Annotated in this window: 14 protein-coding genes; 9 read left to right on the top strand and 5 right to left on the bottom strand. The window is 64.3% G+C overall.

Going from position 1 to position 15,072, the window contains the following annotated elements; all coding sequences use genetic code 11:
- Window positions 1–46: 46 nt before the first annotated feature.
- Window positions 47–883, bottom strand: a complete 837-nt coding sequence (locus R4823_RS13485; RefSeq protein WP_338618986.1) for a universal stress protein — start codon at window positions 881–883, stop codon at window positions 47–49.
- 256 nt (window positions 884–1,139) lie between these two features.
- Here R4823_RS13485 and R4823_RS13480 point away from each other — a divergent pair, with 256 nt between their 5' ends.
- Entirely contained in the window at window positions 1,140–1,703 is a 564-nt protein-coding gene (locus R4823_RS13480; RefSeq protein WP_338618985.1) for a FecR domain-containing protein, read from the top strand.
- A 6-nt stretch (window positions 1,704–1,709) separates the two neighbouring features.
- Here the strand turns inward: R4823_RS13480 and R4823_RS13475 are convergent, their stop codons facing one another.
- The 3 genes from R4823_RS13475 to R4823_RS13465 all read right to left on the bottom strand — a co-directional run bounded on the left by R4823_RS13475 (window position 1,710) and on the right by R4823_RS13465 (window position 5,485).
- Window positions 1,710–2,753: a tellurite resistance/C4-dicarboxylate transporter family protein gene (locus R4823_RS13475; RefSeq protein WP_338618984.1), complete on the bottom strand. Its 1,044-nt coding sequence runs from the start codon at window positions 2,751–2,753 to the stop codon at window positions 1,710–1,712.
- Between the two features lie 86 nt (window positions 2,754–2,839).
- Window positions 2,840–4,282 carry an MFS transporter gene (locus R4823_RS13470; protein ID WP_338618983.1) on the bottom strand — a complete coding sequence of 481 codons (1,443 nt, stop codon included), beginning with the start codon at window positions 4,280–4,282 and terminating at the stop codon, window positions 2,840–2,842.
- Window positions 4,283–4,495: 213 nt separating this feature from the next.
- Window positions 4,496–5,485: a tripartite tricarboxylate transporter substrate binding protein gene (locus R4823_RS13465; protein ID WP_087780173.1), complete on the bottom strand. Its 990-nt coding sequence runs from the start codon at window positions 5,483–5,485 to the stop codon at window positions 4,496–4,498.
- A 294-nt stretch (window positions 5,486–5,779) separates the two neighbouring features.
- Between R4823_RS13465 and R4823_RS13460 the strand changes: the two genes are divergently transcribed.
- From R4823_RS13460 to R4823_RS13425, 8 genes are all read left to right on the top strand, one after another.
- Window positions 5,780–6,691, top strand: a complete 912-nt coding sequence (locus R4823_RS13460) for an ABC transporter substrate-binding protein (protein ID WP_338618980.1) — start codon at window positions 5,780–5,782, stop codon at window positions 6,689–6,691.
- Between the two features lie 24 nt (window positions 6,692–6,715).
- Window positions 6,716–7,783: an extradiol ring-cleavage dioxygenase gene (locus tag R4823_RS13455; RefSeq protein ID WP_087780174.1), complete on the top strand. Its 1,068-nt coding sequence runs from the start codon at window positions 6,716–6,718 to the stop codon at window positions 7,781–7,783.
- Window positions 7,784–7,794: 11 nt separating this feature from the next.
- Window positions 7,795–8,622: an alpha/beta hydrolase gene (locus R4823_RS13450; protein WP_087780175.1), complete on the top strand. Its 828-nt coding sequence runs from the start codon at window positions 7,795–7,797 to the stop codon at window positions 8,620–8,622.
- A 14-nt stretch (window positions 8,623–8,636) separates the two neighbouring features.
- Complete coding sequence (locus R4823_RS13445; RefSeq protein ID WP_087780176.1) at window positions 8,637–9,893, top strand: aromatic ring-hydroxylating dioxygenase subunit alpha; 1,257 nt, start codon at window positions 8,637–8,639, stop codon at window positions 9,891–9,893.
- Between the two features lie 3 nt (window positions 9,894–9,896).
- Complete coding sequence (locus tag R4823_RS13440) at window positions 9,897–11,096, top strand: Gfo/Idh/MocA family oxidoreductase (RefSeq protein WP_087780177.1); 1,200 nt, start codon at window positions 9,897–9,899, stop codon at window positions 11,094–11,096.
- Between the two features lie 47 nt (window positions 11,097–11,143).
- On the top strand, window positions 11,144–12,040 hold the full coding sequence (locus R4823_RS13435) for a LysR family transcriptional regulator (RefSeq protein WP_338618970.1): 897 nt from the start codon (window positions 11,144–11,146) through the stop codon (window positions 12,038–12,040).
- A gap of 77 nt (window positions 12,041–12,117) precedes the next feature.
- Window positions 12,118–13,182: a porin gene (locus R4823_RS13430; RefSeq protein ID WP_087780179.1), complete on the top strand. Its 1,065-nt coding sequence runs from the start codon at window positions 12,118–12,120 to the stop codon at window positions 13,180–13,182.
- 180 nt (window positions 13,183–13,362) lie between these two features.
- Window positions 13,363–13,944: a MarR family transcriptional regulator gene (locus R4823_RS13425; protein ID WP_087780180.1), complete on the top strand. Its 582-nt coding sequence runs from the start codon at window positions 13,363–13,365 to the stop codon at window positions 13,942–13,944.
- A 197-nt stretch (window positions 13,945–14,141) separates the two neighbouring features.
- Here the strand turns inward: R4823_RS13425 and R4823_RS13420 are convergent, their stop codons facing one another.
- On the bottom strand, window positions 14,142–15,041 hold the full coding sequence (locus tag R4823_RS13420) for a LysR family transcriptional regulator (RefSeq protein ID WP_165962992.1): 900 nt from the start codon (window positions 15,039–15,041) through the stop codon (window positions 14,142–14,144).
- Between the last annotated feature and the right edge of the window lie 31 nt (window positions 15,042–15,072).

The raw sequence follows: 15,072 nt of genomic DNA, 5'->3' as shown, positions 1-15,072 counted from the left end.
AACCGCCGCGCCTTGAACGAGCAGGGCCCCATTGAGGGCCCGCCGTTCAATGGGAAAACAGGACCGGCACGGTCATCGACTCCAGCATGGTCCGCGTCGTGCCGCCCAGGACGGCCTCCCGGACGCGGCTGTGGCCGTAGGCGCCCATCACGATGAGATCGCAGGCGTTGTCGGTCGCCGCGTTCAGGATGCAATTGCCGATCCCGACGCCGGCGCTGTCGCGCGTGGTCTCCTGCGGAATGGGATATTGGCGGCCGGCGCAATAGGCGAGAAAGTCGGCGCGTTTGGTCTGCGCCGCCTCGTCCGGTTCGGCCGGCGGATCGACGCGCAGCACGAACAGTTCGGAGGCTTCTTCCAGGATGGGGCCGGCGTCCGCCAGGGCGCGGGCCGATTCGCGGCGCTCGTCCCAGCAGAAGAGGACGCATCGGCCCACCGTGCCCAGTTCGCCCACCGCCGGCAGCGCCATGACGGCCCGGCCGGCCCCGAGCAGGACGGAAGCCAGCAGCGCCGGCATCTGCCGCGGCCCCGGATCGGTGCCGTCGGGCTGGCCGACGATGAGAAGATCGCAATAGCGCGATTGCTCGCACAGGATGTCTTCGGCCAGGCCGTCGCCCGTGCGCCAATGGGCGGTCACGCCCGCTTCGCCTGCCACCTCGCGCAACAGGACTTCGCTGGCGGCGCGCTCGTCGGCCTGCCGCTGGCTCAGCATACGGTTGACGTCGTCGGAAACGAAGAAGCCCCGGTAGAGATAGGGGGGAGGGCCGAAGCTGGCGTGGATGCCGACCAGCGCGGCATCATGCTCGGCGGCCAATTGCGCGGCGGCGCGTACGCGTCGCCTGCATCCCCGGTCCTTGTCCAGATGAACTGCGATACGTCCCAGCATAGTCGCCTCCGGCCTTGAGTAGGTGAATCCAATCGTAGCTCCGCCGCGATGCGTGGGCTTTGATTTGGCTCAAGTCCGATGCGCGCGTGGGCGACGGTTGGCGGCTCATGGGTAGTCTGGAACGAAACGCGGAAAAAGGAAAGAGGGAAGGGACGGCAGTCGGTGGCCGGGGACGTACCGTCCGGGGCCCGGGCCCGCAGGCCGAGGGACCGGCAGCGGTTAGAATCCTGATGTTCAGGGTTTTCCCGCAATTTCCATGCCGCCTGCGTCCTTCCCCTCCCGTTCCCCCGACCGCCCCGCGCCCTGGAAGCGATGGCTGGCCTGGAGCTGCCTGGCGCTGGCGCTGGTACTGGCGGGGGCGCTGACCGTGAGCTGGGTGATGCGCGACAGCGCGCCCCGGTTCGGCGAACGACTGCGCACCGAGAGCGAGGCCCGCAGTCTCGCACTGCCCGACGGCTCGCGCATCGACGCGGCGCCCGGCACGTCCCTGTCGGTCGCTTACTATCCCCGCAGGCGCCAGGTGGTCCTGGCACAGGGCGAAGCAGCCTTTCGCGTGCACTGGCAGTACCGGGCGTCCTTCGGCGTGCAGTGGGGCGTGAACGAGGTGGTGATGGACGGTTCGCGCATCGAGCAACCCGACGCCGTCTTCCGGGTGGCGGCGATGCCGCAGCGGCTGCGGGTGGAACTCGACGAAGGGGCGCTCAAGGTCCGTACCGTGACGGCCGGTCCGCGGGAATTCGTCGCGCTGCAGCCGGGAGACGTCCTGATCGTGGACATGGCGACCCGTTCCCATCGGCTGTGCCGCAAGGGGGCATGCTGAACGGTTCTAGTCGCGCAGCACGAAACTGTCCACCAAACCGATGAATACCGTGGCCCAGGCGACGGTGGCCAGGCCCATGAACAGTTGCGAGACAGCCGATGCGAAAGGCAACTGGAAGATCCGGGCGACGTGGAAGGTACAGATCGAATACATGGCCAGCGGAAACACGCCGCCCCAATGCAGGGTGTCGTAGGACAGGGCGATGTCTTTCATGACGTGGCGCCAGAAGCCGAGCACCAGCAGCAGGGGGATCCACCAACTGGCGATGGCCCAGAACAGCACCACGCCGCCCTTCAGGAAGGGCAGCATCTCGGCCAGCAGCGCGGACAGCGAGGCATGTTTCACCAGTTCGGCGCCCGCCAGCGTGGAAATGGCGACCGCGCCCATGTTGATCCAGTACGGCGAGGTGAATGCCTCGGGCTCCATGCGCGTGAAGGCATAGCGCAGCACGATCAGGGCCATGATCCAGACGTACAGCACGCCGCCGGCCAGCCACATGGCCAGCGCCAGGAACGCCAGTTCGTGCCGGGCTTGGGGGAAGGCCCCGTGCGCCATCAGCATCGTCGCCAGCACCACCAACGACTGCATGGCCACCACGACCAGCAGCCACGCGCCGTTCAGCCCGTGTTCCAGCGTGGGTTTGTCGGCCCGCGTGGTCAGGGCCGCCAGGACACCGTAGTTGATCACCAGCCACAGCACGGCGGACAGGCCCAGCAGCCCCACGCCCAGCCAGCGCGCATCGGTCTGCAGGCAGATCTGCGTACCGTAGGTGGCCAGGCCGGCCACCAGCGTGAAGAAACCCATGCCGCGGCTATGGTTGAAGATGTCGAGCCGGAAGTCCTCGCTATACACGCATGCCCGGCAGACATAGGCGGCCGCCAGCACGAGGACGACCACGGTGTTCAGGACCAGCAACGCCGCCGGCAGGATGGGAACGTCGTGACAATAGGCGGCGACCGACAAGGCGCTGGTCGCCATGACCATGGCGAAATAACCAGGGTGCATCGTGCGCAGGCTGTCGCGCGCGCCGTGCTCGAAACGAAGAATCATTGTTCTGACGACAGGCCGCGCGCGGACGTGCGCCCGCCGCGCGGCCTGGCCGGTGGCAACTATAGGGAGCCGGCAGTGTACCGCGGCTAGCGCGGCCGTCCGCCGGGCCCGGCGCCGCCGCGCCGGGCCGGCAAGGGCGGGGCGATCGCTTCCAGCGGCTTGCGCTCGGCATCGACGCCGTGGCGCAGCGCGCCCAGGCCGGCGGCCGCCATCAGGACCGCCGCCACGGCGTAGCCGGAGGCGACCGCGGCGTGGCTGCCGGTGCCGATCAGTTCGCCGAACAGGGCAGGGCCGACGAAGCCCCCCAGTCCCGTTCCCACCGCGTAGAACACGGCGATCGCCATCGCCCGCATCTCCAGCGGGAAGATCTCGCTCACGGTCAGGTAGGCCGAACTGGCCGCCGCCGACGCCAGGAAGAATACCGCCGACCAGCACCAGGCCTGGCTGCGCGCGTCCAGCCAGCCCTGCGCGAAGGCCCAGCCCGTCAGCGCCAGCCCCAGTCCCGCCGAGACATAGGTGAACGCGATCATGCGCCGGCGGCCGATGAGGTCGAACAGCGGGCCCAGCAGCAGGGGGCCCAGCACGTTGGCGAGCGCGAACGGAAAGACATAGAGACCGACGCGGCCGTCGGCGACGCCGTGGAAGCGCGTCAGCACCAGCGAATAGGTGAAGAAGATGGCGTTGTAGAAGAATGCCTGGGACACCATCAGCGCGAGCGCGACGGCGCTGCGTGTGCGGTAGTCGCGCAGCAGGATGCGCGCGACCTGGAACAGCGAGGGCGCGCGTCCCGCCACGGGCGACGAACCCTGGACCGCGGGCAGGGCGCCATGGCGCCGGACCGCCTCGGCCTCGATCGCGCGGACGATGCCTTCGGCCTCGTCCAGGCGGCCGTGCGCGGCCAGCCAGCGGGGACTCTCGGGGACGTGGCGCCGGACCAGCAGAATGGCGGCAGCCAGCGCGCCGCCGGCCAGGAAGGCCGCCCGCCAGCCCCAGACGGGACCGAGCACGCGAGCGTCGAGCAGCACCAGGCTCAGCCCCGCTCCCAAGGCCGCGCCCAGCCAGAAACTGCCGTTGATGGCCAGGTTGACCCGGCCGCGCAGACGGGCGGGAATCAATTCGTCGATCGCGGAGTTGATGGCGGCATATTCGCCGCCTATGCCCAGGCCCGTCGCGAAGCGGCAGGCGGCGAAAAAGGCGAAGCCGGGCGCGAAGGCCGTGGCCAGGCTGCCGGCCATGTAGATGGCCAGGGTGATCAGGAACAGCCGCCGCCGTCCGAGCCGGTCGGTCATCCTGCCGAACCCCAGGGCGCCCAGCACGGCGCCGGCGATGTAGAGAGAACCGGACCAGCCGATCTGCGCGGCGCTCAGGGCCAGTGTGTCGCCCCGTTCCAGGACGCCGCCCACGCTGCCGACGAGCGTGACCTCCAGCCCATCCAGGATCCATGCGACGCCCAGCGCGACGGCCACGCGCGTGTGCCAGGGCGACCAGGGCAGCCTGTCGAGGCGATTCGGCAGGTCGGTCTGCATCATGGCGGCTCCAGCCTTTCCATCGTCATCGCGTACGCTCCATGCCTCAGCAAGCGACATTCCTCGAGCGTCCGGAATCCTGACACCTTCCCATACAGCGCGACGCTCGACCGCCTGGAAGGCAAGGACGCCGACAACATCCTCCAAGGGTACACCGGCATCGTGCCGCGCCGGGCGCCGGATGGCGCGGCCGGCACCGTCCGGCTCCGGCGACCGCTACTCAGCGGCCTGGATGTTGTTCTGCTTGATGACCGCGGCCCACTTGGCGCGATCGGCCCGCACCCGCTCCAGCATGGCCCCCACGCCACCCTGGATGGGGGTGAGTCCGTTGGCTTGGTACCAACTGTGCACCTCGGGATCATTGATGGCCTGATCCACCGCCGCACGCAGTTTGGCAACCACCCGCGGCGGGGTCCGGGCCGGCGCCCACAGCCCCCAGATGTTGCTCGCTTCGAAATCTGGAAAACCCGATTCCGAAATGGTTGGCACATCGGGCATCAGCGGCACCCGCGTCAGCGCGCCCACTGCCAAAGGTTTGAGCCGTCCGCTGCTCGACAGCGTCAGCGCCTGGGGGATGCCGAACAGCATGACCTGGACTTCTCCGCTGATGAGGTTGGGCGTGGCGGGCCCGGTGCCTGTGTAGGGCACGTGCAGCAGATCGATACCTGCGCGCATCTTCAACAATTCGATGAACAATTGATGGGTACTGCCGATGCCGGTGGATGCAAAGCGTACTTGCCCCGGTTTGGATTTGGCCAATTCGACCAACTCGCGCAGATTGTTCGCCGGCAATCCGGGGTAGGCCATCAGCGCCAACTCCAGTTTCGCGGCCGGGCCGATAGCCTCGAAGTCCTTCTCCACATCGAATGGCAGCTTCGTGTAGAGCGATGGCGCGACCGAAAACTGGATGTCGCTTCCAATGATCAGCGTGTAGCCATCGGGCGACGCATGGGCGACTGCCGCCATTGCGATGTTGCCGCTGGCCCCGCCTCTGTTTTCCACGATCACAGGCGTACCCAGGGTCTGACTCATGGCGGGCGCCAGGCGTCGGGCAATCAGATCGCCACTGGTGCCAGGCGGATAGGGCACGACGATCTTGACGGGATTGTTGGGCCATGCGGGTTCGGCCGCGATGGCCGGGACGGTTGAACCCACCCAGCAGGCGGCCCAGGCAGCCGCGTGGACAAGCGTTTTGACGAGTTTCATGGGGTCTCCTCCAAGGCTATGGCTGCCTCGATTGATAGGAACGGACGCGGCTCAAGCCGCGAAGCGAGCGTATTCCGGCTGCGCATATAAGTCAATAATTGAATTATTCATAATTTTTACTATATTATTGGAAAACCGCGTGACCGGTGCGACCGGGCCGACGCGGTCCAACGCTTGAACGGACGTGTGTGCCGTCGAATACAGGAGACGAATATGAATCGCGATGTGCCCATTACTTACGGGGGTGGCCTCTACGACCGCACGACAGCGCTCCATACGGGTGAGGTCAGGCCCGTGGGCATCGATCTTAGCTATCTGCCGCTGCCGATCGAGGACTTGTTCTGGCGCCAGGGGAAGTACCACGAGTTCGATGCCGCCGAGTACTCGTTCGGTGCCTATCTGGCTTCGGTGGAGGATCCGGCCTGGGCGTACACGGCGATTCCGGTCTTTCCGTCGCGGGTGTTCCGCCATAGCGCGATCTACGTACGAGCCGGCAGCGGCATCGATACGGCCGCTCGATTGGCGGGAACATCGGTGGGAACGCCCGAGTGGAGCCAGACCGGTTCTTTGTGGGCACGCGGCATACTCTCGGAATACTACGGTGTGGACCTGGCTAGCATACGTTGGCGTACAGGCGGCCTGCAACATGCCGGCCGGCAGGAGAAGTCGCGTGTGCAACCGCCCCAGGGCATAGCGGTACAGGCTCTCGAACCCGGTCAGACCTTGCAGCAGGCCCTGCTGGACGGGCAGATCGACGCCCTCATCACCGCGCGGCCGCCGGCCGCGTTCATCGAGGGGCATCCCGGCATCCGCCGGCTGTTCCCCGACTACCGCCAGGAAGAAGGCCGCTATTACGAATCCACCGGCATCTTCCCCATCATGCACGTGGTCATCGTGCGCAAATCGCTGCTGCAGGAATATCCGTGGCTGGCCAACAACCTGCGCGCCGCGTTCGAGGCCGCGCGCCGTCCGGCCGCCGGCCAACTGATCGACAGCGCGGTTTGCAGCACCAGCCTGATCTGGGAAGCGAGCTATGCGGAGGAAGAGCGCGCCCGCTTCGGCGATCCCTTCGTCTATGGCGTGGAAGAGAACCGGCCCACGCTGGAAGCGCTGTGCCGCTATGCGCACCAGCAGGGGTTCACCAGCAAGCCGCTCGCCCCGGAAGATCTGTTCTTCCCCACCACTTTGACCTCGGCCAAGGTCTAGGTACCGCTTTCAGGAGACGTATCCATGGCTGAGATACTTGGATTGGGACTTTCCCACTACCCGATGCTGTGCGTGCCCGACGCCAACATGGCCGACATACTGGCCTGGACGATGGAGGATCCCGACATTCCCGCGCACGAGAAGGATCCGGCGAACTGGACCCCCGCCATGCGCGGCGAATGGTCGAACGACCGCGGCGCGGCCGCGGCGGCGGAGCACCGGCGGCACCTGGTGCGCAATTTCGACCGGGCCCGCGCCGTGCTCGACGACTTCCAACCCGATGCCGTGCTGATCTGGGGCGACGATCAGTACGAGAACTTCAAGGAAGACCTGATTCCGCCGTGGACGGTCTGCATCTATCCGGACCTCGAGGTGTTTCCATGGCGCCACGCCCACGAGTCGGCGGCGATGGAAGGGCGCAGGAACGTCTGGAACGAGGGCCCCGACCAGCGTTTCATGCTGCGCGGCCGGCCCGATGTGGCCAAGCATCTAGCGACCGGGCTGCTGGAGGCGGGCATCGACGTCGCCTACGCCTACAAGCCGCTGCACCATGCGAGCGCCGGCCATGCGTTCGTCAACGCCGCGCTGTACCTGGACTACCACCGGCGCGGCTTCGATCACCCCGTGATCATGATGCCGCTCAATTGCTACGGCAGGCGGGTGGTCTCGGCGCGCGGCTTCCTGACGCGCTTCAGCCACGACGCGCCGCCGGATCCGCCTTCGCCGCCGCCGTGGCGCTTCATGCAGATGGGTGCTGCGGTCGCGCGGGTGCTCAGGGACAGTCCGCACCGCATTGCCCTGGTCGCCTCGTCGAGCTGGTCGCACGCCTTCCTGTGCGACAGGACCTGGCGGCTGAAACCCGACACGCCCGCCGATACGCGCTTGTACCGGGCGATGCTCGAACACGACTACGCCGCCTGGGAGAACACCAGCCTGGCGCAGATAGAAGCCAGCGGCCAGCACGAACTGCTGAACTGGTTCGCGCTGCTGGGCGCGATGCGCGAGTTGGACATGCAGGTGCAATGGGCGGAAATGATACGTACCGACGTGTTCAATTCCAACAAGGTGTTCGTGCAGTACGGACCGGTTTGACGGAGGCATCCATGCACACGATTCAGGAACGGCATATCCGCCACGACGGCTACGTCACCAACTATCTGGAGACGGGCGACGGGCCGCCTCTGCTGCTCATCCACGGTTCGGGGCCCGGCGTATCGGCGCGCGCCAACTGGCAATCGACGCTCGCATCGGAACTGGCGAACGACTTTCGCATCATCGCTCCCGATGTGGTCGGATTCGGCGCCACCACCGTTGCCGATAGCTTTTGCTACACCCACGAGGCGCGGGTCGACCATATGCTGCGGTTCATGAGCGCGCTCGACCTGGAGCGCTTCTCGATGGTGGGCAATTCGATGGGCGGGGCGGTCGCGCTGGGCCTGGCGGCCAAGGCGCCGCAGCGGATCCGGCGCATGGTGCTGATGGGACCGGTGGGGACGCGGTTTCCGATCACCGATACCCTGGACCGGGTATGGGGCTATCAAGCCAGCATCGATGAAATGCGCCAGTTGATGGACATGTTCGCATTCGACCGCGGCCTGGTCAGCGACGACCTGATCCGCCTGCGCTACGAGGCCAGCCTGGTGCCGGGCGTGCTGGAGCGCTACCACGCGGCGTTTGCCGCGCCGCGCCAGCGCCACGTCGATGCGATGGCGCTCACCGACGCGCAGTTGGCGCAGATCCACACGCCGACGCTGCTGATCCATGGCGCCCAGGACCGGATCATCCCGCTCGAAGCGACGAGCCTGCACATGGTGCGAACCATGCCCAACGCCGACCTGGTCGTGTTGGGACGATGCGGCCATTGGACCCAGATGGAACGCGGGCAGGCATTCCGCCAGCAGGTCTCGGCCTTTTTGCAATCGAATACCTGACGAGGAGAATCGACATGTTGACGACGGAAGAGAACGAACGCCTGACCCGGGTCGGCCCGGGTACGCCCATGGGAAATCTGTTGCGCCGGTACTGGCTGCCGATCGCGGTCGCGGCCGACGTCGGCGCGCGTCCGGTGGCGCGGCGCCTGCTCGGCGAGGACCTGATCGTGTTCCGCACCGGGCAGGGCAAGGTGGGCATCGTGGACCGCCAGTGCAAGCACCGGCGCGCGGATCTACTGGTGGGCGTGTGCGAGGACGAAGGCATACGCTGCGGCTACCACGGCTGGATGTTCGCGGTCGACGGCCGCTGCGTGGAGCAGCCTGCCGAACCCCGCTTGAATTCGCGCGTGCAGATCAAGAGTTATCCGGCCCAGGAACTGGGCGGGTTGGTATGGGCCTACATGGGGCCGCAGCCGGCGCCGCTGCTGCCGCGCTTCGATCTGTTCGTCTGGGACGACGCGCTGCGCGACATCGGCGAATGCGTACTGGATTTCAACTGGCTGCAGGCCATGGAGAATTCGGTCGATCCGCATCATGTGGAATGGCTGCACGGCCGCTTCATGAACGTCCACAACGCGCTTGAGGCGAAGGGCGCCGAGCCGGTGCAGGTGCTGGCCAAACGCCATCTGAAGGTGGGTTTCGACCGCTTCGAGTACGGCATCATCAAGCGCCGCGTGCTGGAAGGGCAGTCCGAAGAGGACGAGGACTGGAAAGTGGGGCACCCGCTGGTCTTTCCGATCATCCTGCGGGTGGGGGGAGGCGGCATGGATCAATTCCAGATAAGAGTGCCGATCGATGACACCCACACCTGGCACATCTGGTACACCGCCTACCGGCCCGGCATCCCGTTCGCGCGCCAGGCCACGATTCCCAAGTACGAGGTGCCGCTGTTCGATGCCGCCGGCAATCGCAATGTGGATTTCGTCGATGGCCAGGACATCGCGGCCTGGGCCGGGCAGGGCACCATTGCCGACCGCAGCCAGGAAACCCTGGGCGCGTCGGACGTGGGTGTGGTGCTGCTGCGCCGCATGCTGCAAGAGCAGTTGGCGCGAGTCGAGCAGGGCCTCGATCCGCTGGGCACGGTGCGCGACGAATCCGCCAATGCGTGTATCACGCTGCCGATGGAGCAGAACAAGTACGGCTCGGGCGCACGCTTTCGCGACGAATTGTTCGCCCACCAGGCGGTGCGTTATTCGCCGATCCGGCACGAAGTGCAAGCCCTGTTCTCGCAAGCCGAGAGCAGCGCCGCGCCGCCGGCGGCCGAGGCCTGAGCCATGACCGCCGCTGCACTCGACGTCGGCGTCCTGGGGCTCGGGCCGGGCGGGCTCGCCATGTTGCCATATCTGGCCAGCCACCCGCATGCGCGCCTGGCGGCGGTCTGCGACATACGCCCCCAGGCGGCCCTGCCGGACGGCCTGCGCGCGGCCCGCTACCGGCACGCGCAAGAGCTGTTCGAGAGCGGCATCGATGCCGTCTTCATCGCGACGCCTACCCGCTGGCATGCGGAGCACGCGATACAAGCGATGCGCGCCGGCCTGCATGTCATCGTGGAAAAACCGATGTGCCTGACGCCGGACGAGGCCGATGCGATGATCGCCGCCGCGCGGCGCTACGGCCGCCAACTGGTGGTCGGCCATTCCCATAGTTTCGAGCCTGCGATCCAATTGATGCGGGCCGCCATCGTGTCGGGCCGCTACGGCGCACTCAAGGCCATCAATGCCTGGAACTACACCGATTGGATGTACCGCGGCCGGCTGCCGGAGGAGTTCGACCGTGCGGCCGGCGGCGGCGTCGTGTTCCGCCAGGGCGTGCACCACGCCGACATGGTGCGCTACCTGGCGGGCGACAGCCCGGCATCCATCCGGGCCGTGATCGGAGACTGGGACCGCCGCCGCCCTGGCGACGGCAGCTATACCGCGTTCGCGACGTTTCCGGACAATGTGGCGGTGTCGCTGTTCTACAGCGGCTACGACCATTTTCCAGCCACCGAACTGAGCTTCGGAATAGGGGAGAACGGCAGTCCGGCGCCCGCCGGCTATGCGCTCGCCAGACGCTCATTGTATGGAGCCGATGACAAGCACCGCGCCGGGCTGGCGGCGCAAATGGCGCGCCTGACTCCCGGCCGCCATCCCGCGTTCTTCGGCATCCTGATCGCCAGCTGCGAGGGCGCCGACTTGCGCATCGACCCCGAAGGGGTGCGCGTCTATGGCGACGATGCGTGCCTGACTCTACCGGTGGCAGGCCTGCCGCTGGGCCGGCATGCCGTGCTCGACGAACTGCTCGCGGCGATCGACGGCCGCCCGCCTGTGCATGGGCCGCAATGGGGTAAGGCCAATCTGGCATTTTGTGATGCCATGGTCGAATCCTCGCTGCGCAGCGCCGAAGTGATCCTGCCGCGCGATGCGCCGGAGCCGGCCGTGCCCGTGCTTCCTCCCTCGCTGGTAATGGAGCATTTCCGCTCGTTCTCTCCATGACCAGGCAGAACCCACTTCTCGGATAAAGCAAACTTCAGGAGTGCGTGTTGGAACTTCGTCGGCTGCGCTACTTTCTCGTTGTTGCTGAGGAACTGAGTTTCACCAGGGCATCTCGGAAACTCGCTATTGCACAACCTCCCCTGAGTCGGCAGATCCAGAGGCTCGAGGAAGAGTTGGGCGTGCGGCTATTGGATCGCACCACCAGAAACCTCCGATTAACCGATGCCGGGCATTTCTTCAAAGAGCGGATGACCGGCATCTTGCGCACGACGGATTCTGTCGTGAAGACCACTCGGCAGATAGCAGGCGGCGGGCGGTGTATCGATGTGGGTATCGCCACGTGCTCTTTGTACGATCAGATTGCAGGATTCGTTCAGATTTTTGGCGCCCAAACCATGGAGGCCGCAGTAAAAACTGTTTTTCAGGACTCCGTCGCATTGCAGTTGGAGGGATTGCGAACGAGGGAAATTCATATTGGTTTTTCTTGCCAATCCGTTCAGGATGACGTCATTGCTTCCGAATTACTCCTGGAAGAACCGCTTCTCATCGCGGCATCGGCGTGTCATCCGGGAGTGGACGATGCATTTATCGGTTTGCGCATTTTTCGCGAAACACCGCTGATTCTTTATTCAAGAGAGGATCTCTTGCGATACGACGAACGTATCGCAGTGTGCTTCGCCAAACGACAGCCAGTGGTTCATCTCCATGCTCGCAATGTCAGGGAAGCACTGCAAATGGCTGGTAAAGGCATCGGATTCACACTGGTTCCCGAGTCGTTCTCCGGTTTGCCGATAGAAGGCGTGGTTTATAGAAGCATTCCGGGCGCGAGGATGTCGGTTCAGGTTTTCATCAATTATAGAAAGCATGACCGCTCGCCGGCGGTAGCGAGCCTGCGTGATTTTATTCGAAAGAAATTCGAGGTAGGGATAACGATCAATTCCTGAGGCAGGATTTATACCCCAAAGGTATAGGGTGATGTATAGAGTTGAAACCCACAACAACCTATCCTCGGGGAAGAAATATGAAAAAAGTCTCACTGCTTCTGTATCTGGGAGCGCTGCTGACGGGAGGCGTCCAGGCGCAAAGCTCCGTGACGCTCTACGGCATTGTCGATACGGGTCTGGTTTACAGCAAAGTCGACGGTTTTGCCAGCCGGACCGGGATCGAAAATGGCATTTATGCGCCTTCTCGCTTCGGCATCCGCGGCCGTGAGCAGTTGAACAGTGATCTTGCCGCGTTATTCGTTTTGGAGAACGGGTTTAATCCTGACACGGGCACACAAGGCAACGGCGGACGCCTATTTGGCCGCGACGCATACCTTGGGCTGCAGTCGAAGAATCTCGGCGCGGTAAGAATCGGCCGCACGACGAATCTTGGGCAACGATGGGCGGCACTTATAGCCAGCCCATTTGGTCTGTCCTATGGTATTGGCTCTGTGACCACAACGTTTTCATTTGATGATACCGAATATGGGGGCGGCCGCGTTGATAATGCCATTTATTACGAATCACCCAAGCTGGCCGGTTTTACCATGGCTGGGGGATACAGTCTCAACATTAATGGAGCGGAGGTGCCCGGCAGCAACAACAACACCCGGCTGGGTGACGTTGCCGTGCGCTATGAGGCAGGACCGGTTTCTGCCATATTGCACTATATGACTACGCGAACTCCGGGTACTCAGCGCAATCCGAGCACTTATCTCGCCGCGGGCTCCTATGATTTCGGTGTAATCAAAGCGCATGTGGGCTACAACAGGATCAAGAATGCCCTGAGCAATGCGGGTTCAGCATATAGCTCGACTGCACTCGGTTCGCTTTACGACTCCGGCTGGGTAAGTACGACTCGCAATGACGACAATGCTTATTCCATTGGCGTGACTGTGCCGGTGGGAAATGGAGCCGTGATGGGCGGTTATCAGAAGCTTACGTCCCAGAAAATGGACGTCTATGCCATCGGCTACGTGTACAAATTGACGAAGCGCACATCTTTCCATGCATTCGCGGCATTCGGCTCATATCGTGATTTCAACGCTAATGTTGATCGTGATCGTAAGCAGTTTGGCCTGGGCCTTAATCACATGTTCTGAAGGCCGGAGGAGGGAGTGCTTGGTCTTGAGAGAATAGGGGATTCCCCCAAACCATTCATGGTATGGTTGAATCCTCGCCGCGCAGCGCCGAAGTGATCTTGCCGCGCGGCGCGCCGGAGCCGGCTGCCGTGCCCGTGCATCCCCGTCTCTGGTAATGGACCATTTCCGCTTGTTTTCACCATGACCAGCCAGAACATACTCAGAGACGATGCGCCGAATTCGGCGCATCTACCCGTCAGACTCCGCAAGCAGGCCGAACTGAGCGCGCTCGAGGCCGGAAACATCGATCCCTCGGCACTGTTGGTGTTGCTGGCCACGTACCGCGCCGCGGCTGTGCTGGACCGGAACCAGACCGCGGAGCTGGCGCCGACCGGACTCAATTGCGCGCAGTTCAACGTACTGACCGTGCTGCATCGTGTAGGCCAGCCGCTGGCCATGCATCAGTTGGCGACGATGATGGCCGTCCGGCGCACCAATCTGTCAGGCATCGTGCGCGTGCTGCGCGACAAAGGTTTGGTGCGCCAGGAATTGAATGCGACCGACTCCCGTTCGCTGCTGGTGTCCATCTCCCCGCAGGGGGAAAAATTCCTGAAGAACATCCTGCCGGGACACTGGGCGTATCTGGAAGAGATCATGTCCCATCTCGACATCGAAGACCGCGAAACCCTGGTCGCTTTGCTCGAGCGCATGGTGCACTCGATCCGGCTGGTCGAGTCCAAGAAGGGAGCTTCGCGCGCCAAGAGGGCTTCGCAGGCGGCCTGAGTCTTTCCTCGAAGAGAAGCCGGAGACGGTTCGCAGGGAAGGCGGACCGGGCCGCGATCCGCACATACGCTCGGCTGCTCCTGCCCATTACTTTACATAATATACATTATGCGCATAATCGGGATGTCGGAGCCACCGTTTCCCCCGGCGCCACATCAGGCTCGTCGATACGCCGGCCCCCGTGCCTGCTTCTCGCGTCATGTCATGAAGAGATCGATCATCTGTTCCCGCATCCAGATACACGCCGGGCTGGTGTGCGAGCGTTCGTGCCAGAAGATCGCCACGTCGAAGGCCGGCATGGCTATGGGCAACTGCGCGACTTGCAACCTGCCTTCCTTGGCCAGTTCCGTGGCGACCCGGCGCGGCACGATAGCGACCAGGTCGGTGCGCGTCAGCGTCATGGCCAGCGCCATGATGTTGGGAAAGTACGTGACGATGCGGGCGTGCTTCTTCAGGAGCACCTCCTCGATGATCTGGTGACCGCCTCCCAGGGATGTCACCACCGCGTGCGGTGCCTGCAACAGCAATTTCTGGGTCAGCGTGCCGCGGGACAACGGATGTCCGGCGCGCATCAGGACCACGTAGCGTTCCTCGAACAGATGCTGGGTTCTCAGGCGGCTGCCGCGCAGCCTGGGCAGGTGGCCGGCGGCGAAATGGATGCGTCCGTTCTCGAGTCCGACGCGTATGTCCTCCTGCGACAGGGTCTCGGTTTGCACCCGCACTCTAGGGGCCACCTGCTGCAAGCGCTCCAGCAGCATGGGCAGGATGTTGACCTGCCCCATGTCGGGAATGTGGAAACGGAAGGTTTGCTCGCTGACGCCAGGGTCGAAATTCTTGCGGTGATCCAGCGCCTGTTGCAGGCCGCTCAGGGCGTTGATCACGGTCTCGGCGATCTCCAGCGCGTACGGCGTAGGCTGCATGCCGCTCGTGCTGTTGACGAACAATGGATCGCCCAAGAGTTGGCGCAGCCTGGTCAGGGCATTGCTCATCGCGGGCTGCGTGATGCCGAAGCGGTCTGCGGCCAGCGTCACGCTGCGGGTCTCCAGCATGGCTTGGAAGACAGAGAACAGATTGAGGTCGGAACGGTATAGGTTCATGGCCTTATGCATTCATTTTGTGAATTCTTGG

Origin of the sequence: Pigmentiphaga sp. CHJ604 (assembly GCF_036972535.1) — a bacterium.
Lineage (GTDB): Bacteria > Pseudomonadota > Gammaproteobacteria > Burkholderiales > Burkholderiaceae_B > Pigmentiphaga > Pigmentiphaga daeguensis.
The sequence above is the reverse complement of the archived record's forward strand: the minus strand, read 5'-3'. Positions and strand labels throughout refer to the sequence as shown.